Genomic DNA, 21,228 nt, shown 5'->3' with positions numbered 1-21,228 from the left:
AGGCAAAATACACCCCATGGCTCAGGCCCCACTTCAACGCAAGCTGCGCTGGCAACTGGAGGCCCTCGGGGTGCGGCTGCTGCTGCTGGCGCTGCGGGGGCGCTCCCACCGCAGCATGGGCCGCGGCATTGCCCAAGCCCACCGGCTAGTCAGGCCCTGGCTGCGGCGGCGCCACACCACGGCGATCGCCAACCTGACGCGGGTCTATGGCGAGCAGCTCAGCCAGGGCCAGCGGGAAGCCATCGCCGAGCAGTCGATCAACAGCTTTTTTCTCTCCTGCCTCGAATCGATCATCCAACCGGTTGACGCCTGCTTGATCAGCGCTGAGGGGGAGGGGCTCGAGGAACTGTTGCGGCTGCATCGCCAGGGCCAGGGGGTGATCGTGGGATCGCTGCACCTGGGTTGCTGGGATCTGGGGCTGCGCTGGCTGAGCGAACAGCTGGACACCCCATCCGTCGTGTACCGCCCCGCCCGCAACCCCTACAGCGACGAGCTGCTCAACCGGGCCCGCCAGGCCAACAGCTACTGCGACTGGATTCCCCAGGCCGATGCCAGGTCGATGTTGCGCTGTCTGCACCGCGGCGGCAGCCTCGTGGTGATGACCGACCTCTACAGCCGCAACAGCGAAGCGCAGGTCGACTTCCTCGGCCTGAGCACCAACTTCGTCAAAGGGCCTGCGGCCCTTTCGCAAAAATCGGGTTGCCCCCTGTTTCCCGTGGCCCAGGTGCGGGAAGCCGACGGCCGCTTTCGACTGATCTTTGGCGCACCGCTATGGCCCGGCCAGGGTGCCGCCGCCCTGAGCGACCAGCTTGCCGCCGTAGCCCGCTGGCACGAACCCCTGATTCAGGCCTATCCGGAGCAGTACTACTGGATCAACCGGCGCTGGCGAACGGGCGATGGCAGCGGTGAGCGGCTGCGGCCCATCGGCCCACCCGTGCGCTGATCGATGGCCACCGGCCGCTGCCACGACCGGGCCACCTGGCTCCTGAGCCTGCCCTTTGGTCTGCTGTGGTGGCCCTGGCTGGGGTTGGCGGGGGTGAGCGTGGCTGGCCTGAGCTTTCTGCTAGGTGGCCTGCTGCTCTCCCCCGACCTCGACACCCGCTCCAACCCCACCCGCCGCTGGGGACCGTTGCGGCTGCTCTGGTGGCCCTACCGCAACCTGCTGCGCCATCGCTCCCTGATCTCCCACAGTCCCCTGCTGGGCACCAGCGGGCGCCTGGCCTACCTGGCGGCGCTGCTGCTGGTGAGCTGCCTGCTGCTGCAACCCCTCGGTGGGCCAGCACCCCACCAGCTCCTGGCCACCGCCCAGGCGCTCTGGCAGGGCGAGCGTCCGCTGCTGCTGGCCGCCCTGGTGGGCCTGGAGGCCAGCAGCTGGCTGCACCTGATCCAAGATGGCGACCCGATGCCGCGCCTGCCCCGCCTGCTGCGCCGCCGCCGCCGCCGCCGATGAGCCCCCAAACCCCAGCCCACCTTGAGGCCCTAGCTGAGCTGATCGCCGTGGTGGCTCGCCTGCGCGACCCCGAGGGCGGCTGCCCCTGGGATCTGGCGCAAACCCACGCCTCCCTGGTGCCCTACGTGCTGGAGGAGGCCCACGAGGTGGCCGATGCGATCCGCTCGGGCGACGATCACCACCTGGCGGAGGAACTGGGCGACCTGCTGCTGCAGGTGGTGCTCCACGCCCAGATCGCCAGCGAGGCAGGCAGCTTTGATCTGGCCCAGATCGCTGCAGGCATCAGCGCCAAGCTGGTGCGCCGCCATCCCCATGTGTTTGGCGGTGGCGAGCCGGCCAGCTGGGAGGAGATCAAGGCCGCAGAAAAACCCCAACCCGCCTCCACCAGCCCCCTCAGCGATCGGCTGGCCGGCAAGGTGCGAGGCCAGCCAGCCCTAGCCGGCGCCATGACGATCTCCAAGCAAGCCGCCGCGGCCGGCTTCGAGTGGGATGACATGGCAGGGGTGTGGGCGAAGGTGCACGAGGAGCTCGACGAGCTCAAGGAGGCTGTGGCCTCCGGGGATCGCCGCCATGCCCAGGAAGAGCTGGGCGACGTGCTGTTCACCCTGGTGAACGTGGCGCGCTGGTGCGGCATCGAACCGGAAGCCGGCCTGGCGGGCACCAACAGCCGCTTCCTCGATCGTTTCTCCCGGGTGGAAGCAGCCCTGGATGGCGACCTAAAGGGCCGCAGCATCGGCGAGCTCGAAGGCCTCTGGCAACAGGCCAAGGCCGAGATACGCGCTGAAAACAGGCCAACGCAAGGGTGCTGAGCCTTGAGCGCAACAGCCTCGCAAGTTCCGTACAACCTGTACAGATTTAGGGACACCCAGCCAACACCTCAATCCTCCGGCACCTCAATCCTCCGGCAGCTCAGTCCTCCGGCAGCTGAGGACGGGACCCCCGCTGCCCCTTGATCGCACCGCGCTGCTTCTTGGCCGCCAGACGCCGCTGCACAGAACCACGGGTGGGCCGAGTCGCCCGACGCGGTGGCGGTGGCGGCTTGATCGCCTCCTGCAGCAGCTCCACTAGGCGCCGCTGGGCCGCCACCCGGTTTTGCCATTGGGAGCGGTGCTCACTGGCCGCAATCACCACACAACCTTCCACCAGCTTTCCCTCCAGTCGTCCCAGGGCCCGGGCCTTGATCGTGGGCGGCAGCGCCGCAGAGGCCGCCAGATCAAACACCAGCTCCACCCGTGAATCGGTGGTGTTCACGTTTTGGCCGCCGGGGCCGGAGGAGCGAGAAAAACGCCAGGCCAGCTCGGCGGCGCCGATCACCAGCGCTGGGGTCAGCCGCAGATCCGCCGTGGGTCGCAGGGGAGCCATGGATTCAGCCTGTCACGGCCAACACACCGGCGATGCGCAAGGCTGGAGGCTGCGAAATTTTGGCCATGGGCTGGATCGACGAGGTCTTCGACGGCGTGCGCTATGGCCTGGAGGGCACGGTGGTCGCTGAACAGGATTCAGCCTTCCAAAAGGTGACGATCATCGACAGCCAGCGCTACGGCAAGGGCCTGCTGCTCGATGGCTGCTGGATGACTGCCGAGCGCCAGGAGCGGCACTACCACGAGGCGATCGTGCATCCGGCCCTCTGCAGCGCCGAGCGCATCGAGCGGGTGCTGGTGATCGGCGGCGGCGATGGCGGCACCGCCCGCGAGTGCCTGCGCCACGCTGGCGTGCAGCACCTCGACCTGGTGGAGATCGACGGCCTGGTGGTGGAGTGGAGCCAGCAGTACCTGCCCAGCATCGGCGGCGGCTGCTGGAGTGACCCCCGCTTCCACCTCACCGTCGGCGACGGCATCGCCTGGGCCGCCAATGCCCCTGAAGCCAGCTACGACGTGGTGATCGTGGATGGCTCCGACCCCGCCGGCCCGGCCGAGGGCCTGTTCAACCGCGCCTTCTTCGAGCACTGCCGCCGCATCCTGCGGCCCGGCGGCGTATTCGCCACCCAGAGCGAATCACCGGAAGCCTTCCGCCAGGTGCACATCGACACGGTGAAGCTGATCCGTGAGGTGTTCGGCCACGCCGATCCGATGTATGGCTGGGTGCCCATGTACCCCAGCGGCTGGTGGAGCTGGACGTTCGCCGCCACAGACGGCCGTCGCTACCTGCAGCCGGATCCCGCCCGCGCCGCGGCCGTCGACTGTGGCTGTGAGATCTGGTCCCCCCGCTGGCAGCGCGGCGCCTTTGATGCTGTGCCCGCCGCCATCGAGCGCGCCCTCAACGCCTGAGCCCGCCATGCCCGACCTTTCCCTGTTCGACACGGATTTGTTTGATTCAGACGGCGCCATCTACATGGGCAGCCAGCGCGACCCCGCCGGCTGCCGGGTGGGTCTGTTTGGCGTGCCCTACGACGGCACCACCTCCTTCCGCCCCGGCACCCGCTTCGGGCCGGCGGCAATCCGCGAGGTGAGCAGCGGCCTGGAGAGCTACTGCCCCCAGCTCGATCGCGACTTGGAGGAGCTGGCCATCGCCGACCTCGGCGCGGTGGAGATCCCCTTCGGCGCCCCCGAGCCGGTGGTGGCGGCCGTGAAGGCCGCCACCGAAGCCGTTCTGGCCCTGGGGCTAAATCCCCTGATGCTGGGTGGCGAGCACTCGATCAGCTCCGGCGCAGTGGCGGCCGTGGCGGCCCGGCACCCCGATCTGGTGCTGGTGCAGCTCGATGCCCACGCCGACCTGCGCCAGGAATGGCTCGGCGCCCACCACAGCCATGCCTGCGCCATGCGCCGCTGCCTAGAGGTGCTGCCCAGCCAGCAGCTGCTGCAGATCGCCATCCGCAGCGGCACCCGCGAAGAATTCAGCGAGTTGAGGAGCAGCGGCCGCCTGGTGGCCATTGAGCGGATGGCCGAAAGCCTGAAACCCCTGCGCGGCAAGCCCCTCTATCTCACAGTGGATCTGGATTGGTTTGATCCAGCGGTGATGGCCGGCACCGGCACCCCGGAGCCCGGCGGCTTCCTCTGGCGGGATTTCGCTGCCCTAGTGGAGGAGCTGCGCCACCACAACCTGGTGGCCGCCGATGTGGTGGAGCTGGCGCCGATGCTGGATGCCACCGGCGTCAGCAGCGTGCTAGCCGCCAAGGTGGTGCGCAGCCTGCTGTTTCTGCTCGACCGTTAATGCCGAAAGCCGATCAGTAGCAGCAGGTGCCGCTGGTGCGCTGCTCACGCAGGCGCTCGTGCTGCTGGCTGATCAGCAACACCGCCAGAGTCGGGTGGTTGTGGAGCAGGTTGAGGAAGCGCAGGCGATCGAGCCGCAGGATCTCAACAGGGGTACGGGCCACGGCTTCGTTGCGATAAATGCCGTCGCGCCAAAGGATGTCTTGATAGCTGAACAGCTCTCCGGGGCGATAGCAAAGCCTCTCGCCGCTCTCGCCTATCACTTCAATGATGCCGCGGCGCACCCCATAAATCGAGTCGGCCCGGGAGCCCCTGGAAAACACCTTGGAGCCGGTGGGCAGGGTGAGAAATTCGCAATCCACTTGAGCTGCCAGCAGCTCCAGCGAAGTCGTGATCGTTACCGAAGCAACCATGCTCCTCCACCCCCTAATCGAAACCAGAGACCCCTTAATACAGCTCTGCCGCCCAAGGCGGCTAGCCATGGCGAGCACAGTTGCCAAATAAGCCCCGAATCCAGGCCGAATTACGGATTTACTTTAGCTTTTGCCAAAGGCTGATTCAAGGCTGAGCTGCTGGTTCGGCTGGGCTGGTGCTGGTGTCCCCCCAGCTGCTGGCGCCGCATTAATCGCAGGCAGCCGCGGCGGCCGGGCCGTCCAGTGGTGGCACCACAGCTCCAGCGCCAATTCGGGATGGATCGGCAACTGGCGCAGCTGACACCAGCCGAATTCAGCGCCACTGGGTGGGGCGCAATGGCGGCAGCTGCGGCAGCAAGGGCGCTGACCCATCCAAGGGAGAAATCTGGTCTCTTAAGTTATGGACGTTTGGTCAAAGTGGTATCGAATACAGCGAATCTTCCAGGTTCCTTATTGATTCCGCAGGCCTGCATAGGATCCGGCCATGGGTTTAATCCGCACCCCCCTGTTTGAAGCCGCCCAAGCCGCGGGTGGCCGGATGGTGCCCTTTGCCGGCTGGGAGATGGCCGTGCAATTTGAGGGCTTGGTGGCAGAGCACCAGGCCGTGCGGCGCCGCTGCGGCATCTTCGACATCTCCCACATGGGGGTGCTGACCCTGCGGGGCGCAGGCGCCAAAGAAGCCCTGCAGGCTCTGGTGCCCACCGACCTGTTTCGCATTGGCCCCGGCGAAGCCTGCTACACGGTGCTGCTCAACGAGCGGGGCGGCATCCGCGACGACTTGATCGTTTACGACCGCGGCTGGCAGGCGGATGGCCAGTGCCACGAACTGCTGCTGGTGATCAATGCCGCCTGCGCCGCAACCGACACGGCCTGGATCCGCAGCCAGCTGGAGCCCCAGGGCATCAGTGTTGAAGATCGCAAAAGCGATGGCGTGCTGCTGGCCCTGCAGGGCCCGGAGGCGGCGGCCCGGCTGGAGGAGTTGGCGGGTACCGACCTGAGCGGCCTGCCCCGCTTCGGCCACCGGCAGCTGAAGCTGGCTGGCGCCAGCGCCTTTGTGGGCCGCACTGGTTACACCGGTGAAGACGGCTTCGAACTGCTGCTGAACCGGCCAGACGGCCTGCTCCTATGGGACCAATTGCTGGCCAGCGGCGTCAGCCCCTGCGGCCTCGGCGCTCGCGACACCCTGAGACTGGAGGCGGCCATGCACCTCTACGGCCACGAGCTGGATGAGCACACCACACCCCTGGAGGCCGGCCTGGGCTGGCTGGTGCACCTGGAAATGCCCAAAGCCTTCATTGGTCGCGAGGTGCTGGAGCGCCAAAGCGCCGCGGGGGTCCAGCGGCGCCTGGTGGGATTGAAGCTGCAGGGCCGCGCCATCGCCCGCCATGGCTACCCGGTGCTGGCTGCCGGGGCTGCAGTGGCTAGTGAGCCGCTGGGGCACATCACGAGCGGCAGCTGGTCACCCAGCCTCGAAGAAGCGATCGCCCTGGCCTACGTACCAGCCAGCGCCGCCAAGCTGGGCACCGAGCTGGCGGTGCAAATTCGCGGCAAGGCCGAGCCAGCGCTGGTGGTGAAGCGTCCCTTCTACAAGCGCTGACGCAGAAACAGCCCTTCGCTGACGCCACCGGGTGGGACAATCGCCCATTCACTCCGGATCTCAGCATGCGCAGCCACGGATGCGGCGACCTGCGTCACGACGCCAGCGGCCAGACCGTGCAGCTCTGCGGCTGGGTAGACCGATGTCGTGACCACGGCGGCGTGATTTTTGTCGACCTGCGCGACAGCAGCGGCAGCGTGCAGATCACTGTCGATCCCGACAATGGAGCCGAGATGTTCGCAATTGCGGAGCACCTGCGCAACGAAACGGTGATTCAGGTGGCCGGCAAGGTGCGGGAGCGACCCGCCGATGCCATCAACGACCGACTGGCCACCGGCCGCATCGAGGTGCTGGCCAGCGCCATCACCGTGCTCAACGCCGTGAAGGGCAACCTGCCCTTCCCCGTGTCGGTGCACGACGAGGAGAACACCCGCGAAGAGCTGCGGCTGCGCCACCGCTACCTCGACCTGCGCCGCGAGCGCATGAACAGCAACCTGCGCCTGCGCCACCGCACCGTGCAGGCGATGCGCCGCTTCCTTGAAGAGGCGGGCTTTATCGAGGTGGAAACCCCGGTGCTCACCCGCTCCACCCCCGAGGGCGCCCGCGACTACCTGGTGCCCAGCCGGGTGTGCGGTGGGGAGTGGTTTGCCCTGCCCCAGTCGCCCCAGCTGTTTAAGCAGCTGCTGATGGTTGGCGGCCTGGAGCGCTACTACCAGGTGGCCCGCTGCTTCCGCGACGAAGATCTGCGGGCCGATCGCCAGCCGGAATTCACCCAGCTGGACATCGAAATGAGCTTCATGGACCAGGAGCAGATCCTGGAGCTCAACGAGGCCCTGATCGCCTCGATCTGGAAGGCCGTGAAAGGGGTGGAGCTGCCCCGTCCCTTCCCGCGCCTCACCTGGCACGAGGCCATGGCCCGCTACGGCACCGATCGCCCCGACACCCGCTACGGCCTGGAGCTCACCGATGTCTCCGACCTGGTGGCCGAGATGGGATTCAAGGTATTCAGCGGCGCAGTGGCCGCCGGCGGCTCGGTGAAGTGCATCGCCGTGCCCGGCGGCAACGACGCCATCAGCAACGTGCGCATCAAGCCCGGCGGCGATGTGTTCAGCGAGGCTCAGAAGGCTGGGGCAGGCGGCCTGGCCTTCATCCGCGTGCGCGAGGGCGGCGAGATCGACACGATCGGCGCCATCAAGGACAACCTCACAGAAGACAAAAAAACCGAACTGCTGGCCCGCACCGGTGCCACCCCCGGCACCCTGCTGCTGTTCGGCGCGGGCGATACCGCCACGGTGAATAAGGCCCTCGATCGAGTGCGCCAATTCCTGGCCCGCGAGCTTGGCCTGGTGCCGGCCGACCGTGACAACGACCAGTGGAATTTCCTCTGGGTGGTGGATTTCCCGATGTTTGAGTTCAACGCCGGCGAAAACCGCCTAGAGGCCTTGCACCATCCCTTCTGTGCCCCCAACAGCGCCGATCTGGGTACTGATCCCGCCGCCTGGGCCAACAGCCTGCCCACGGCCCGCGCCCAGGCCTACGACCTGGTGCTCAACGGCCTCGAGCTGGGCGGCGGCTCGCTGCGCATTCACGATTCGGCCCTGCAGCGCCAGGTGCTGCAAACCATTGGTCTGCCCCTGGAGGAGGCCAACCAGCAGTTCGGCTTCCTGATGGACGCCCTCGACATGGGTGCCCCACCCCACGGCGGCCTGGCCTACGGCGTAGATCGGATCGTGATGCTGCTGGCGGGCGAGGAATCGATCCGCGACACGATCGCTTTCCCCAAGACCCAGCAGGCCCGCTGCCTGATGACCGGCGCGCCTGGCGGTGTGGCCACCAAACAACTAGACGAGCTGCATGTGGCCAGCACCTGGAGCGAAGAAGACGAAAACTGAAAGCCAAAACAAAACGGGGCATTTGGCGCCGCAACTGCCCAGCGCAGCAACGGTGAAGTACCACTAATCCATTGGGCGTGCCCCACACCCCCACCAGCACCGATCCGGTGCGGCTTTACCTGCAGGACATCGGTCGGGTGGACCTGCTTACCCAGGAGCAGGAGCTCACCCTGGCCCGGCTGGTGCAGCGGCGAGAACAGCTACTGCGCGAGGGCAATCCAGACAAAGACGAACCGGGCAAAGACGAACTGGCCGACAAAGAGCGACGGCTGACCCTGCACCGCGGCAAAAGGGCCAAGGAGCGGATGATCCAGGCCAATCTGCGACTGGTGGTGTCAGTGGCCAAGAAGTACCAGCGCCGGGGCATGGACCTGCTGGATCTGGTCCAGGAGGGCACCTTGGGACTGGAGCGGGCCGTGGAGCGCTTTGACCCGACCCGGGGGTTTCGCTTCAGCACCTACGCCTACTGGTGGATTCGCCAGGGCATCACCCGGGCCCTTGCCAGCCAGAGCCGCACGATCCGGCTGCCGGTTCACATCACGGAGAAGCTCAACCGAATTAAACGGGCCCAGCGTGAACTCAGCGCCCGGCTAGGCCGCCTGCCCTGCGTGGCTGAAATCGCCCAGGAGCTGAATCTCAGCGAAGCGCTGATCCGCGAAACGCTGCTGCAGCTGCCCAAACCCGTCTCCCTGGAGGCCCGGGTGGGCAAGGAACACGACATGCAGCTCGGCGATCTGCTGGAAGACGGCCACAGCACACCTGAGCAGGAACTCACCCGCGAGCAGCTGCACAACGACCTCGAGGCCCTGCTTGAAGACCTGAGCAGCCGCGAAGCCGAGGTGATCCGTCAACGCTTCGGGCTAGTAGACGACACTCCCCGCAGCCTGACTGAAATCGGCGCTGCCATGCAGCTTTCCCGGGAGCGGGTGCGGCAGATCGAATCTCGGGCGCTGCTGAAACTGCGCCAACCCCAGAATCGCTGCCGCGTGAAGGATTATCTGGGAAGCCTCGACTAACCCAAGCAATCCGGGCTAAAACGAAGTCACTACGGATAAGTCGCCATGGCAACCGACATTGACATCGGCATCCCGGAAGCCCAGCGGCTCGAGATCGCCGCAGGCCTGGGCCGCGTGCTGGCCGACAGCACCGTGCTCTACGCCAAAACCCACGGCTTCCACTGGAACGTCACCGGGCCGATGTTCAACACCCTGCACCTGATGTTTATGGGGCAGTACACCGAGCTCTGGAACGCCCTAGACGCCATCGCCGAGCGCATCCGTGCCCTTGGCTGCCCGGCCCCCTTTGGCGGCGCCACCTACGGCCAGCTCTCCTCAATCGCCGAAAGCCAGGGCATCCCGGCAGCCTTGGAGATGGTGCGCGAGCTGGTCCTCGGCCACGAGGCGGTCGCCCGCACCATCCGCGGCGTCATGGTCACCGCCGATGGGGCCAACGACCAACCCACCGCCGACCTGCTCACCCAGCGGCTGCAGATCCACGAGAAGACCGCCTGGATGCTGCGCAGCCTGCTCGAGGGCTGATCAAGTGCCGCTGGTGCCGCTGGGATCGGCCGGTCGACGCCCGCTGCGCGGGCAATACCGGCCTCACCGCAACGGCACCAGCGGAGCAAGCAGCCTCAGCAAGCCGGGCCGATCCTCATAACACCCGAACCAGCCCCTAGAACGCATGTAGCTCCTGCGGGGGGGGCTGCGGTGAGCGCGGTGTTGCCCGCGCAGCGGGCGTGACCGCCGAACCCAGCCAGCCCCCGCAGGCAGCGCCCGGTACATTGAAGGGGCAGCCACCGGGACATGAGCAAGTTCGTCTTTGTCACCGGCGGCGTGGTGTCGAGCATCGGCAAGGGCATCGTGGCCGCCAGCCTGGGGCGCCTGCTCAAGAGCCGCGGCTACAGCGTTTCGATCCTCAAGCTCGACCCGTATCTGAACGTGGACCCGGGCACGATGAGCCCGTACCAACACGGTGAGGTGTTCGTCACCGAGGACGGCGCCGAGACCGATCTGGATCTGGGCCACTACGAACGCTTCACCGATACCGCCATGTCGCGCCTCAACAGCGTGACCACCGGCTCGATTTACCAGTCGGTGATCAACAAGGAGCGCCGCGGCGACTACAACGGCGGCACCGTGCAGGTGATCCCCCACATCACCCGCGAAATCCGCGAGCGCATCCATCGGGTAGCCGCCAACAGCAATGCCGACGTTGTGATTGGCGAGATCGGCGGCACGGTGGGCGACATCGAATCGCTGCCGTTTCTTGAGGCGATACGCGAATTCCGGGGCGATGTGGGCCGTCAAGACCTGGCCTATGTGCACGTCACCCTGCTGCCCTTCATTGGCGTTTCGGGCGAGCTCAAGACCAAGCCCACCCAGCACTCGGTAAAGGAGTTGCGCTCGATCGGTATCCAGCCCGATGTGCTGGTGTGCCGCAGCGACCGGCCCGTGAGCAACGAGCTGCGCCGCAAGATCGGTGGCTTCTGCGGCGTGCCGCAGCGGGCCGTGATCCAGGCCCTAGACGCCGACAGCATCTACGCGGTGCCGCTGGCGATGGAACAGGAGGGGCTCTGCCGCGAGGTGCTCGATGTGCTGCAGCTCAGCAACGCTGAAAGTGACATGGCCCGCTGGCAGGAGCTGGTAACCAAACTGCGCCACCCCGGCCCGGCGGTGAAGGTGGCGCTGGTGGGCAAGTACGTGCAGCTCAACGACGCCTATCTATCGGTGGTGGAGGCCCTGCGCCACGCTTGCCTGGATCGGGATGCTTCGCTTGATCTGCACTGGGTATGCGCCGAGCAGCTTGAAAGCCAGGGCGCAGAAGCCCTGCTGGCCGGCATGGATGCGGTGGTGGTGCCCGGCGGCTTCGGCAACCGAGGCGTAGACGGCAAGGTGGCTGCAATCCGCTGGGCACGGGAACAGCAGGTGCCCTTCCTGGGCCTGTGCCTGGGCATGCAGTGCGCCGTGATCGAGTGGGCCCGCAACCAGGCGGGCCTGGCCGGTGCCACCAGCGCCGAACTTGATGCCGACACGCCCCATCCGGTGATCCACCTACTGCCTGAGCAACAGGACGTAGTTGATCTGGGCGGCACGATGCGACTGGGCGTTTACCCCTGCCGCCTAGCTGCAGACACGATGGCTCATCGCCTTTATGGCGACGAAGTTGTATACGAACGCCACCGCCACCGCTACGAATTCAACAATGCTTACCGCAGTCTCTTCACCGAATCGGGCTACACAATCAGCGGCACCTCGCCTGATGGTCGCCTAGTTGAATTAATTGAGTTACCGAGCCACCCATATTTTACAGCCTGCCAATATCACCCCGAATTTCTCTCCCGCCCCGGCAAGCCTCACCCCCTATTTCGCGGCTTGATTGAGGCCGCCCAGCAGCGCCTGCCCAAGCAAGATCATCAGAATTGACTGTTTCACTAAAACAATTTGACAGCCAGAATTAGCTAGATTTGCTTGAGGGAGTCTGTCTTATCTTTAAATTCTCCAAGCAGAAGTTGCAAATAAGTTACCTTGCGCAGCTTGATATTAGCCGTGAGTGACATACCCACCTGCAAAGGCAGGCTCTTGCCAGATTTCAGCTTGAGCTGCTGGGTATCGAGGGCAATCGTGGCTGGGAAGCGATAGGTCTGATTGCGCTCATCTGGGGGCAAAGCATCTGAGCCAATGCGCTTAACGGTGCCAAGCAGCACTCCGAAATCGGTAGCAGGAAAGGAATCGATGCTGATATCGGCAGGGCGACCAACTCGCACAAAACCAATATCGCTGCTCTCAATCTCCACCTTGGCCTGGAGAGCATCATAGGGAACAATCTTCATCACCGGCTCACTGCCTTGGGCCACAAAACCTGGGCCGGTGGGCTTGAGATCAAACACCACCCCATCCACCGGGGAACGCACATCCTGGTAGCGGATATTGACCTGCAGCTCAGTGAGCTTGCTACCGAGATCGGCCAGCTCTCCTTTGACCTGCTCCAGAGCCTGCTCGATGATCGCAGTTTGACGCAAGCGATCTACCTTGAGCTTGGCGATCTCGCCATCAACCTCACGCACCTTGTTGCGCTGTTGCAAATACTGCAACTCCGCAGAGGCCCCAACTGCCTTGAGGCCCTCAAGCCGCTGCAGGATTTCGGTTTCCAGCACGAGGTTCTGCCGTGTAACCGTCTGCTCGGTGTCGTTGAGGTTGAGATAGCGAGCCAGCTCCACCTCCTTGAGACGCAGCTGGGCCTTCTTAGCGGTGATGGTGGTACGCAAACTCTCCTGACGGTCGAGGGTAGCCTCGTTGTCGAGGCGCAGCAGCACCTGGCCCTGGCTGACCCGCTGACCGTCCTTGACCAGCATGGTTTCCAGCACACCACCCACCGGCATTTGGATGGTTTTGACATCGCCGATCGGCTGGAGCTTGCCAGAGGCGACCACCACCTCGTCGGTTTTGGCTAAGGCAAGCCAGGCCAGGCCAGCAGCTGTGGTGCCCAGTAGGGCCCAAGTGATGGCACGCGCTAAAAAGCGCGACTGCTGCAGCGCCATCTCCTCATGGCTGGTCTGAACCCGGCGCTCAATAGCGTTTTGGGCGCGGCGCACAATCGACATCAGTTGACCTCCTGCTGGCGGTAAAGGGCGTAATAGCGACCGCGGCGCTCCATCAACTCATCGTGGGTGCCCGTTTCCACGATGGCTCCTTCGTGCATCATCACGATTAGCTCGGCGCGGCGGATGGTGGAGAGCCGGTGGGTAATAAAGAAAACGGTGCAGTGCTTGAGGTTGTCGAGCAAGTTGTCGCAAACGCGGCGCTCGGTGTCGTAGTCGAGAGCGCTAGTTGCTTCATCGAGCACCAGCAGCCGGGGCTGGGAGAGCAGGGTGCGGGCGAGGGCCAGCCGCTGCCGCTGGCCGCCGGAAAGGCCGGCGCCGCGTTCTCCCACAGTGCTGCTGTAGCCCGCAGGAAGCTCCATGATGAAATCGTGGGCGCAGGCCAGACGTGCAGCCTGGACGATCGCATCACTGCTGGCATCGGGATCGGTGAGGGCAATATTCTCTGCCACCGTGCCAGTGAATAGCAGGGGCTCCTGGGGCACGATGCCGATTTGGCGGCGCAGAGAGTAAAGCTCAACTTTGTCGATGTCGTAGTTGTCGATCAGGATCCGGCCGCTACCTGGTGAATAGAGGCGGGCTAGCATTTTGGTGAGGGTGCTCTTACCGCTACCGCTCTGACCCACCACCCCCACAAAGGTGCCAGCGGCGATGGTGAAGTCGATGTGACGCAACACCTGGGTCCCGCCGGGGGTGAAGGAGAAGCAGAGGTCGTCAAAGCGCACCTCGCCGGCGATGGGCGGCAGAGGAATCTTCTGCTTATCAGCCTCGTCTGATTCCTCCGGGGTGTCGACCACATCAGCAAGGCGCTCAAAGGAAACCTTGAGCTCCTGGATGCTCTGCCAGATCGAAGAGAGCCGCAGCAAAGGCTGGGTGACGTAGCCGGAGATGATCCGGAAGGCGATCAACTGGCCCAGGGTCATGTCGCCGGAAAGCACCAAAGAGGCACCCACCCAGAGCACCAGCAGCTGGGAGAGCTTCTGCAGCACCTGGGATGTTTCGTTAAGGGCCGTACCGGTGATTGTTTTTTCAAAGGTGCGGGAGATGTATTTGCCGTAGAGGTCTTGCCACTTCCAGCGGCTGATCATCTCGACGTTCTGGGCCTTCACCGTCTGGATGCCGGTGAGCACCTCAACTAGGTGGCTCTGGGTGCGGGCGTTCTCCTGGGCCGCATCGCGGTATTGACGGCGGAAGAGGGGAGCCCCCAGCACGGTGAGGCCGATCTGAATCGGCAGCACGCACAGGGCGATCAAGGTGAGCAGCCAGCTGTAGATCAGCATCACGGCGATATAGATCACCGAGAAGGCAGTGTCGAGCAGGGTGGTGAGCGCTTGGCCGGTGAGGAAATTACGGATCTTCTCCAGCTCAGCGATACGGGTACCGAGTTCGCCCACGGGACGGCGGTCGAAGTAATTGAGCGGCAGCCGCAGTAGGTGGTCGATCACCTCGGCGCCTAGGCGCAGGTCGATGCGATTAGTGGTTTCGCTGAATAGGAAGGTGCGCAGGGCGCCGATCAAACCCTCCATCAAGGTCACCACCACCAGGGCAAAGCCCAGCACCTGCAAAGTATCGAGGCTGCGCTGGTTGATCACCTTGTCGATGATCACCTGAATCAGCAGGGGGTTGGCCAGGCTGAACAGCTGCACCACAAAGGAGGCGATCAGCACCTGGGTGAGGATGCCGCGGTAGCGCTGCAAAGCTGGCCAGAACCAGGCAAAGCCAAAGCGCTCCTCAGGGGTGGCAGAGCTGCGCTCCAGCATCAGCACATCGATGCCATCGGGGAAGGCCTCGGGAAGCTGGTCGGGGGGAATCTCCACCCAACCCTGCCGCGGGGAGGCCAGCAGCAAACCGCGGGCATTGGCGCCCCGCACGACGGCAAACCCGCCCTGCCAGGGGATCAGGGCCGGGGTCTGCAGGCGCGTGCCCTGGTTGGCAGGCACCCGCACGCCGCTTACGTGCAGACCCATCATCGCGGCAAGATTGCCGCAGAGCTGCAGGTCCGGCGTCTGGCCGCGGCGCAACACATCGCGCAGGATCTTCTCGATCGCATCGCGGCGGAAGGGCAGCTTGAGCTCCGCCGCCAACATCTGAAAACAGGCGAGGGTTTCCTCGAGGGGGCCGTTGCCGCGCAGCAGTTGCAGGGCCGTGCGATCCCGCTGGCCCAGATCAAGGGCTGAAGCCAAAGGCGGATTGGAGCCGCCAGGTTGGCCAGAGCTGCCAGAGCCCTCCGGCATCAACTCGGCTTCCAGCACTGGAGCTACCGGCGCCAGCAGCTCCGCAGGCAGGGCGATCAGTCGTGGAGGAAGTGGTGGGGTGGCAGCCGGCACACCCTGGCGGGGATTTAGCGCTGCCCCGAGGGGGTGATCGATCAGGTTGTGGCTAGCGGCCAGCAAGCTGAACTCAATCGGCAGGGCGGCCAGGGCCGACGGCTCAGGCGCAACCAATCGAGCCTGGGGGCGGGCCTGATCCAGCAACTCCTGGAGCGAAGTGCCGGCCTGGGGGTGCTGCTCAAGCAGCAGGGCCAGTAAGGCTGCCAATTCAGCGGTGAATAGATGGGAGCCACACCACTGGGCAAAGGAGGGTTCGCTGGCCAGCAACTCCAGGATCAGGGAATCGGCCAGCACCAGGGCTTCCACTTCGGAGCCCGCACTTACCTCCTCACAGGGAGCAGCGCGCAACAGGGAGGCCAGGCCCACAAAGCTGCCCGGTCCCAGCTTTTCTGCGGTGCGCAGGCGGCCCTGATCCCGCACCAGCAAGCGAGCTGTGCCGGATTGAAGCAGCAGGATCTCAGAGGGGATCAAGCCCCTAAGGCAAAGGGGATCACCAACAGCAAACTGACGCCGGCTGAGCTGCTGCTGCAAACGCTCGGCGCTGGAGTGCGACAACCCGGCAAAGGCGGGATGGGCAGGCAGCTGCGAAGGGGCGGAATCGTCCATGGCACTCATGATGAGCCTAGGCTGGCCTTCTGGCTCGCATCGGCGGATACGCGTTTCTCCAACAGGGGCCGCAGGTCCACGAGACGTCGTTCAACCTGCTCAGAGATCCACTGCTCGAACAGCTCTTCAGCCATGCGGGCGGCGGTGGCCTCATCGAAGGTGGCGGAAGTGAGGCTTTCGAGCCGCACCACCAGCCACCAGGATTCGATTTGGAAGGGCTCGAGCACTACGCCAGGGGGAGCGGTGCGCAGTCGATCTACCAAGGCAGGGTGGGCTTGGGTGAGGGGCACCGGGCCCACAATGCCGCGGGTTGCCTGCTCAGGCCCTTCTGCATAGCGGGCGGCTAAATCGGCAAAATTGGCCTCGCCATCATCAATGCGCAAATAGAGCTCGCGGGCGAGACCACCATCGCGGAGGCGCAGCAGGCTGTAGACGACACGATCGAGTTGATTCTTGCGCTGCAGAAAGCGAGCTTCCGCCTTGGCGGAAAAGTCGCCCTGGCAGAGGAGCTGCAGCTGCACGGACTGTCGCATCTGCGCCTCGAGGGCAGCAGGGCTGAGCATGTGGGCTAGTGCCCAGGCCTTGAGGGCCTCGGCGTCGCGGATTTGATGCTGACGACAAAAAGCCTGCCTAGCCGCATCTATTTGCTCATCGCTGAGTGCAACATCGCTAGCCGCCAATGCCAGCAGATTGGCTCGAATATAGGGCTCAAGCAAGCCAAGGCGGGCCAAGTCTTCGAATGAAACCGCGAGACTCCCTTGAGACTCAACCGACATAAATAAGCCTGTCTTTGAGAGATTTACAAATAATAAAACATTTGCACGAATTTGCGCGATTGCGCAAAACCCTCCAACAGATGTCAATTATTCTATCAATACAATTTGATGGATTTGCCCCGTGCTGTCCAGTCCTGAATGCAAGCAGATGCAAATAAAACTCCACTAGCCCGGGCTTGCCTGCACGCAAGCACTCCAAACCAAACGGAACGCCAAGCATTAGACCAATCAGGCAATTCCATTCCCCTCAGCCCGGTGCCCCAGCCCCTGGCCGCCGATTCGCTGCCAGCAACTGCCCTGCCAGTAGTTGAAACCTTCCACTCCCTCCAGGGTGAAGGCCTGCAAGCCGGCCGCAGCGCTTTCTTCATCCGCCTGGGGGGCTGCGCGGTGGCCTGCCCCTGGTGCGACACCAAACACTCCTGGCCTGCAGATCTGCACCCCCAGCGCCCCCTGGCTGAGCTGGCTGGCGAAGCCGAGGCCGCCGCCGAAGCCGGTGCCGCTTTTGTTGTGATCACCGGCGGTGAACCGCTGCATCACAACCTGGGCTTGCTCTGCGAGGCCCTGGAGCCCTCAGGCCTGCCCCTGCACCTGGAAACCAGCGGCGTGGATCAGCTCAGCGGCCGCTTCGCCTGGATCACCCTTTCGCCTAAGCGCCACCGCCCTCCCAGCACCGAGCTGCTTGCCGCCTGCCAGGAGCTCAAGGTGGTGGTGCACGAGGCCGCCGATCTGGCCTTTGCCGCAGCCATGGCAGTCCAAGCCCGGGAGGCGCGCGGCGGGAGTCCTGGCCCCGAGCTGCTGCTGCAACCAGGCTGGGACTCCCCAGCCGGCCAGGCCCTGGCGATCGATTACGTGCGCCGCAACCCCGAATGGCGGCTCAGCCTGCAGAGCCACAAGTTGCTGGGATTGCGCTGATCACTGCAGCTGCGCCGGGCGCTCCTGGCTTTCCGCCTTCCACAGCCGCCAGCGCAGCTCCAGCGGCCGAGGGGCATCGACCACGATCGGGCGGCTGGCGTTGTAGGGCACCACAAACGCCTTACCGGCCATCGGCACAAAGCCGAGGCGCCGCGGCTGGTCCGCCGGACAGGCCATGCGGGTGGAGGCCAACTGCCCCACATCCGTGACCCGATAGATCACCGGGCCACCTTTCTGGGCGGGTTTCACGGCGCGGAGCTTGCCGCCGAACATCTGGCGATTGCAATCCAGTTGCACCATCTGTCCCACCAACAACTGCACTCGCCAGTCGGCGGAGTTTGTCGACATGGTGGAATCGGGGTTGAGGGGCAGCACCCCCGGCAGCTGAATCACCCAGCGCCGGTCGCCGGCAGCGACTTTGGGGTAACTGGAAAGATCCAGCCGCGGAACCGCCGAGACGGGCGCCGCAGCCAGCAGCAAAACAAGCGCTGCGTTCTTGATGCCCCTGGCCCAATTCATATCCACAAATGCGCTGTTATGGCCATCGTGGCGGCCGCAAGCGGCGCTGGCATTGGGGAAGATGTACTTCTGTACAAGCGCCTCAACGCCATCGCCAGCCCAGTAGCCGTGTCTGCCGCACCCATGCCTGCCCCACCCCTCGCCATCGCCCTGCTCTCCGGCGGCCTGGATTCGGCTACCGCCGCGGCCCTGGCGATCGAAGCCGGTTATCAGGTGATCGGGCTGTCGCTGGATTACGGCCAACGCCATCGCCGCGAACTGCAAGCCGCGGCCGAACTGGCACCGCTCCTGGGGCTGGCTGAACACCACACCATCGCCGTCAACCTGGCCGCCTGGGGTGGCTCCGCCCTCACCGACACCACCATCGCCGTGCCCAGCGCCGGGGTTGAGGCGGGCGTGATCCCGAGCACCTATGTGCCGGGACGCAACACCGTGTTCATCGCCCTGGCGCTGAGCCTGGCTGAGGCCCGCGGCGCCCAGAAGCTGGTGCTGGGCGTGAATGCTGTCGACTACTCCGGCTACCCCGACTGCCGTCCCGACTACCTCGAAGCCTTCCAGACCCTGGCTGAGCTGGCCAGCAAGTCCGGCCGCGAAGGCCACGCCGCCCAGCTCTGGGCACCCCTGGTGACCTGGAGCAAAACCAGGATCGTGCAAGAGGCCCGGCGGCTCGGCGTGCCGATCGAGCGCACCTGGAGCTGCTACGAGGGCGGCGAGCAGCCCTGCGGCGTATGCGACAGCTGCCGCATACGCGATGCCGCCCTGCTGGCAGCCGGGGTATGAGCCCGCCCCGCCACCGCGAGATCCTGCATCACCCCCTGCCCTGGCGGGATCCCTGGCCCCTGGTGCAAGCCCTGGCGGCCGAGTTGGGGAGGGAAGGTCTGGTGTGGCTCGATAGCGATGGCAGCGCCCAGGGCCCCTGCAGCCGCCTCGGCCTGGCGCCCCTGGAGCAGCGCATCTGCCGCGGCCTACCGGGGGAGACCGGAGCCAGTGATCCCTTTGCGCTGCTGGCCGATCTAGCCGCTGGCGGCGGCCATTGGATGGGCTGGCTCAGCTACGAAGCCGGGGCCTGGGTGGAGCCGGCACCCCATTGGCAGTCGCCCGACATGGCCCTGCTCTGGGCCGCCCGCCACGACCCGGTGCTGGTGTTTGACCATGGCAGCCAGCAGCAGTGGCTGGAGGGTCAAGATCCAGCGCGGCTAAGCAGCTTCGCTGCCCTGTTGGAGCGGCTTGATCTAGGCACCGCGCCAGGTAGACAAACCACGGCCGCGATCGCGCCAGCCTCCTGGCACTGGCACACCCCACCGGAGCGCTTTGCCGCCCAGGTGGAGGAAGTGTTGGCCTGGATCGCCGCCGGCGATCTTTTCCAAGCCAATCTCACCGCCTGCTGCGAGCACACCTTGTTAAGGCCCGCAGATCCCCTCGACCTTTACGGCCGCCTGCGCGAGCTATGCGCCGCCCCGTTTGGCGGCCTGGCGATCGCCGGCGGGGCGGCGGCGGGGGAGGCGGTGCTGTCGGCTTCGCCGGAGCGATTTCTGCGGGTGGGGGAAGGCGGCCAGGTGGAAACCAGGCCGATCAAGGGCACCCGGCCACGCCATGGCGATGCCGACGCCGATGCCGACGCCGCCGCCGACCTGGTGACCAGCCCGAAGGACCGGGCCGAGAACGTGATGATCGTCGACCTACTGCGCAACGACCTGGGCCGGGTGTGCAAGCCAGGCTCGATCCAGGTGCCCCAGCTGGTAGGACTGGAGAGCTACCGCCAGGTGCACCACCTCACCTCCGTGGTGCGGGGCCAGCTGGAGCCGGGGTTCGACACGATTGACCTGCTGCGGGCCTGCTGGCCAGGCGGTTCGATCACCGGCGCCCCCAAGATCCGCGCCTGCCAGCGCCTGCATGGCCTCGAGCCGGTGCCGCGAGGGCCCTACTGCGGCTCCCTATTCAGGATTGGCAGCGACTGCCAGTTCGACAGCAACATCCTGATCCGCTCGCTGCTGCTGCGCGGCCAGCGCCTACGGGCCCACGCCGGCTGCGGCATCGTGGCCGACTCCGACCCCGCCGCCGAAGCCGAGGAGTTGGGCTGGAAACTGCAGCCGCTGCTGGAGGCCCTGGCATGAGCGCCCCGATCGCCTGGCTGGGCGACGGCTCGGGGCAGGGGCGCTGGGGGACGCCCCAGACCCTGACCCTGCCGATCAGCGATCGGGGCCTGCTGCTGGCCGATGGCCTGTTTGAAACCCTGCTGGTGGAGGCCGGTCACGCCTGGCTGCTGGAGGCACACCTGGGCCGCTGGCAGAGCTCGGCGGCGCTGCTGGGGCTGCCGCCACCGCCAGGAGCGGCGACCGTGCAGCCCCTGATCGCCGCAGCGATCGAGCGCAGCGGCATCGGCACGGCCCTGGGCAGCAGCGGCACCCTGCGACTCAACTGGAGCCGCGGCAGCGGTGCACGGGGCATCGACCCGCCCAGCAACTGCAGCCCCAGCTTCTGGCTGCAGCTCAGTGCCATCAAACCGTGTTTCGAGCCGGTGCGAGTGATCGTTAGTGCCACCGAAACCCGCAGCGCCACCAGCCTGCTGAGCCGCTGCAAGAGCTTCGCCTACGGGGCCTCGATCCAGGCCCGCCGCCAGGCCCTGGAGGCAGGCGCCGACGACGCCCTGCTGGCCAGCTCCGCCGGCGGCCTCTGCTGCGGCACCAGCGCCAACCTGCTGGTGTGGCGCGGGGGCTCCTGGATCACCCCGCCCCTGAGCAGCGGCTGCCTGCCGGGGGTGATGCGGCAACGGGGTCTGGATCGGGGCCTGATCACTGAAGCCCCGGTCAACGAGCAAGATGTGGCCAGCTGCGAAGCGGCCTGGTTGATCAACAGCCTGGGCTGCCGGCCGATCAGCCACCTGGGCGCCCTGCTGCTAGCCGACCCCGCCCCATCTGGCGGCGGCAGCCAGGAGGCGGAGAGGTTCTGGCGACAACTCCTGCAGGCCAGCCCATGACCCGGCG

The 21,228-nt window shown here is 65.6% G+C and carries 21 protein-coding genes; 14 read left to right on the top strand and 7 right to left on the bottom strand.

Going from position 1 to position 21,228, the window contains the following annotated elements; translation table 11 throughout:
• Positions 1-16: 16 nt before the first annotated feature.
• The 3 genes from KBY83_RS01710 to mazG are packed head-to-tail and all read left to right on the top strand — an operon-like array spanning position 17 to position 2,259.
• On the top strand, positions 17-943 hold the full coding sequence (locus KBY83_RS01710) for a lysophospholipid acyltransferase family protein (RefSeq protein ID WP_255018008.1): 927 nt from the start codon (positions 17-19) through the stop codon (positions 941-943).
• 3 nt (positions 944-946) lie between these two features.
• Positions 947-1,450, top strand: coding sequence for a DUF2227 family putative metal-binding protein (locus KBY83_RS01705; protein ID WP_255018007.1), 504 nt, complete (start codon positions 947-949; stop codon positions 1,448-1,450).
• Complete coding sequence (gene mazG / locus KBY83_RS01700) at positions 1,447-2,259, top strand: nucleoside triphosphate pyrophosphohydrolase (RefSeq protein WP_255018006.1); 813 nt, start codon at positions 1,447-1,449, stop codon at positions 2,257-2,259. Before KBY83_RS01705 ends, mazG begins: the two co-directional genes overlap by 4 nt.
• A 100-nt stretch (positions 2,260-2,359) precedes the next feature.
• Here the strand turns inward: mazG and arfB are convergent, their stop codons facing one another.
• The gene (gene arfB, locus KBY83_RS01695; RefSeq protein WP_106502657.1) at positions 2,360-2,812 is read right to left on the bottom strand and encodes an alternative ribosome rescue aminoacyl-tRNA hydrolase ArfB; all 453 of its coding nucleotides are present in this window, start codon (positions 2,810-2,812) and stop codon (positions 2,360-2,362) included.
• A gap of 32 nt (positions 2,813-2,844) precedes the next feature.
• On the opposite strand from arfB, the gene speE reads away from it, so the two are divergent.
• Together speE and speB are read left to right on the top strand one after the other, a co-directional pair.
• Positions 2,845-3,717 (top strand): polyamine aminopropyltransferase, encoded by an 873-nt coding sequence (gene speE, locus KBY83_RS01690; RefSeq protein ID WP_255018005.1) that lies wholly within the window; start codon positions 2,845-2,847, stop codon positions 3,715-3,717.
• A 7-nt stretch (positions 3,718-3,724) separates the two neighbouring features.
• Positions 3,725-4,600: an agmatinase gene (gene speB, locus KBY83_RS01685; RefSeq protein ID WP_255018004.1), complete on the top strand. Its 876-nt coding sequence runs from the start codon at positions 3,725-3,727 to the stop codon at positions 4,598-4,600.
• A 13-nt stretch (positions 4,601-4,613) separates the two neighbouring features.
• Here speB and KBY83_RS01680 read toward each other — a convergent pair whose 3' ends face one another.
• Positions 4,614-5,012 carry a cyclic nucleotide-binding domain-containing protein gene (locus tag KBY83_RS01680; RefSeq protein WP_255018003.1) on the bottom strand — a complete coding sequence of 133 codons (399 nt, stop codon included), beginning with the start codon at positions 5,010-5,012 and terminating at the stop codon, positions 4,614-4,616.
• A gap of 123 nt (positions 5,013-5,135) precedes the next feature.
• Entirely contained in the window at positions 5,136-5,384 is a 249-nt protein-coding gene (locus KBY83_RS01675) for a hypothetical protein (RefSeq protein WP_254932480.1), read from the bottom strand.
• Positions 5,385-5,496: 112 nt separating this feature from the next.
• Between KBY83_RS01675 and gcvT the strand changes: the two genes are divergently transcribed.
• The 5 genes from gcvT to KBY83_RS01650 all read left to right on the top strand — a co-directional run bounded on the left by gcvT (position 5,497) and on the right by KBY83_RS01650 (position 11,926).
• The gene (gene gcvT, locus KBY83_RS01670; protein WP_255018002.1) at positions 5,497-6,609 is read left to right on the top strand and encodes a glycine cleavage system aminomethyltransferase GcvT; all 1,113 of its coding nucleotides are present in this window, start codon (positions 5,497-5,499) and stop codon (positions 6,607-6,609) included.
• Between the two features lie 65 nt (positions 6,610-6,674).
• The gene (gene aspS, locus KBY83_RS01665; RefSeq protein ID WP_255018001.1) at positions 6,675-8,501 is read left to right on the top strand and encodes an aspartate--tRNA ligase; all 1,827 of its coding nucleotides are present in this window, start codon (positions 6,675-6,677) and stop codon (positions 8,499-8,501) included.
• Between the two features lie 77 nt (positions 8,502-8,578).
• Complete coding sequence (locus KBY83_RS01660) at positions 8,579-9,517, top strand: RNA polymerase sigma factor, RpoD/SigA family (protein ID WP_255018000.1); 939 nt, start codon at positions 8,579-8,581, stop codon at positions 9,515-9,517.
• 45 nt (positions 9,518-9,562) lie between these two features.
• Entirely contained in the window at positions 9,563-10,039 is a 477-nt protein-coding gene (locus tag KBY83_RS01655; protein ID WP_255017999.1) for a Dps family protein, read from the top strand.
• A gap of 267 nt (positions 10,040-10,306) precedes the next feature.
• Complete coding sequence (locus KBY83_RS01650) at positions 10,307-11,926, top strand: CTP synthase (RefSeq protein WP_255017998.1); 1,620 nt, start codon at positions 10,307-10,309, stop codon at positions 11,924-11,926.
• A gap of 35 nt (positions 11,927-11,961) precedes the next feature.
• Here KBY83_RS01650 and KBY83_RS01645 read toward each other — a convergent pair whose 3' ends face one another.
• The 3 genes from KBY83_RS01645 to KBY83_RS01635 are packed head-to-tail and all read right to left on the bottom strand — an operon-like array spanning position 11,962 to position 16,753.
• Positions 11,962-13,104: an HlyD family secretion protein gene (locus tag KBY83_RS01645; protein WP_255017996.1), complete on the bottom strand. Its 1,143-nt coding sequence runs from the start codon at positions 13,102-13,104 to the stop codon at positions 11,962-11,964.
• Positions 13,104-16,037: an ABC transporter transmembrane domain-containing protein gene (locus KBY83_RS01640; protein WP_255017995.1), complete on the bottom strand. Its 2,934-nt coding sequence runs from the start codon at positions 16,035-16,037 to the stop codon at positions 13,104-13,106. Before KBY83_RS01640 ends, KBY83_RS01645 begins: the two co-directional genes overlap by 1 nt.
• A 5-nt stretch (positions 16,038-16,042) precedes the next feature.
• Positions 16,043-16,753, bottom strand: coding sequence for a peptidylprolyl isomerase (locus KBY83_RS01635; protein ID WP_255017994.1), 711 nt, complete (start codon positions 16,751-16,753; stop codon positions 16,043-16,045).
• 315 nt (positions 16,754-17,068) lie between these two features.
• Here KBY83_RS01635 and KBY83_RS01630 point away from each other — a divergent pair, with 315 nt between their 5' ends.
• Complete coding sequence (locus tag KBY83_RS01630) at positions 17,069-17,725, top strand: 7-carboxy-7-deazaguanine synthase QueE (protein ID WP_255017993.1); 657 nt, start codon at positions 17,069-17,071, stop codon at positions 17,723-17,725.
• On the opposite strand, the gene KBY83_RS01625 is transcribed toward KBY83_RS01630, so the two are convergent.
• Entirely contained in the window at positions 17,726-18,244 is a 519-nt protein-coding gene (locus KBY83_RS01625) for an ecotin family protein (RefSeq protein ID WP_255017992.1), read from the bottom strand.
• 123 nt (positions 18,245-18,367) lie between these two features.
• Here KBY83_RS01625 and queC point away from each other — a divergent pair, with 123 nt between their 5' ends.
• Genes queC through KBY83_RS01610 form a run of 3 tightly spaced genes read left to right on the top strand, consistent with a single transcriptional unit; the run spans position 18,368 to position 21,221 of the window.
• On the top strand, positions 18,368-19,024 hold the full coding sequence (gene queC, locus KBY83_RS01620) for a 7-cyano-7-deazaguanine synthase QueC (RefSeq protein ID WP_255018104.1): 657 nt from the start codon (positions 18,368-18,370) through the stop codon (positions 19,022-19,024).
• Positions 19,021-20,358, top strand: coding sequence for an anthranilate synthase component I family protein (locus KBY83_RS01615; RefSeq protein ID WP_255017991.1), 1,338 nt, complete (start codon positions 19,021-19,023; stop codon positions 20,356-20,358). The genes queC and KBY83_RS01615 overlap by 4 nt, the downstream gene beginning before the upstream one ends.
• Positions 20,355-21,221 carry an aminotransferase class IV gene (locus KBY83_RS01610; protein ID WP_255017990.1) on the top strand — a complete coding sequence of 289 codons (867 nt, stop codon included), beginning with the start codon at positions 20,355-20,357 and terminating at the stop codon, positions 21,219-21,221. The genes KBY83_RS01615 and KBY83_RS01610 overlap by 4 nt, the downstream gene beginning before the upstream one ends.
• Positions 21,222-21,228 lie beyond the last annotated feature (7 nt).

The organism is Cyanobium sp. WKJ7-Wakatipu, assembly GCF_024345355.1.
GTDB classification, from domain to species: Bacteria; Cyanobacteriota; Cyanobacteriia; order PCC-6307; family Cyanobiaceae; genus Cyanobium_A; species Cyanobium_A usitatum.
This window is presented reverse-complemented; position numbering and strand designations above follow the sequence as displayed.

Bases quoted from the DNA above. Each gene is read 5' to 3' on its own strand.
- KBY83_RS01710 (WP_255018008.1), top strand. From the start codon at position 17: ATGGCTCAGGCCCCACTTCAACGCAAGCTGCGCTGGCAACTGGAGGCC.
- KBY83_RS01705 (WP_255018007.1), top strand. From the start codon at position 947: ATGGCCACCGGCCGCTGCCACGACCGGGCCACCTGGCTCCTGAGCCTG.
- mazG (WP_255018006.1), top strand. From the start codon at position 1,447: ATGAGCCCCCAAACCCCAGCCCACCTTGAGGCCCTAGCTGAGCTGATC.
- arfB (WP_106502657.1), bottom strand. From the start codon at position 2,812: ATGGCTCCCCTGCGACCCACGGCGGATCTGCGGCTGACCCCAGCGCTG.
- speE (WP_255018005.1), top strand. From the start codon at position 2,845: ATGCGCAAGGCTGGAGGCTGCGAAATTTTGGCCATGGGCTGGATCGAC.
- speB (WP_255018004.1), top strand. From the start codon at position 3,725: ATGCCCGACCTTTCCCTGTTCGACACGGATTTGTTTGATTCAGACGGC.
- KBY83_RS01680 (WP_255018003.1), bottom strand. From the start codon at position 5,012: ATGGTTGCTTCGGTAACGATCACGACTTCGCTGGAGCTGCTGGCAGCT.
- KBY83_RS01675 (WP_254932480.1), bottom strand. From the start codon at position 5,384: ATGGGTCAGCGCCCTTGCTGCCGCAGCTGCCGCCATTGCGCCCCACCC.
- gcvT (WP_255018002.1), top strand. From the start codon at position 5,497: ATGGGTTTAATCCGCACCCCCCTGTTTGAAGCCGCCCAAGCCGCGGGT.
- aspS (WP_255018001.1), top strand. From the start codon at position 6,675: ATGCGCAGCCACGGATGCGGCGACCTGCGTCACGACGCCAGCGGCCAG.
- KBY83_RS01655 (WP_255017999.1), top strand. From the start codon at position 9,563: ATGGCAACCGACATTGACATCGGCATCCCGGAAGCCCAGCGGCTCGAG.
- KBY83_RS01650 (WP_255017998.1), top strand. From the start codon at position 10,307: ATGAGCAAGTTCGTCTTTGTCACCGGCGGCGTGGTGTCGAGCATCGGC.
- KBY83_RS01645 (WP_255017996.1), bottom strand. From the start codon at position 13,104: ATGTCGATTGTGCGCCGCGCCCAAAACGCTATTGAGCGCCGGGTTCAG.
- KBY83_RS01640 (WP_255017995.1), bottom strand. From the start codon at position 16,037: ATGGACGATTCCGCCCCTTCGCAGCTGCCTGCCCATCCCGCCTTTGCC.
- KBY83_RS01625 (WP_255017992.1), bottom strand. From the start codon at position 18,244: ATGAATTGGGCCAGGGGCATCAAGAACGCAGCGCTTGTTTTGCTGCTG.
- queC (WP_255018104.1), top strand. From the start codon at position 18,368: ATGCCTGCCCCACCCCTCGCCATCGCCCTGCTCTCCGGCGGCCTGGAT.
- KBY83_RS01615 (WP_255017991.1), top strand. From the start codon at position 19,021: ATGAGCCCGCCCCGCCACCGCGAGATCCTGCATCACCCCCTGCCCTGG.
- KBY83_RS01610 (WP_255017990.1), top strand. From the start codon at position 20,355: ATGAGCGCCCCGATCGCCTGGCTGGGCGACGGCTCGGGGCAGGGGCGC.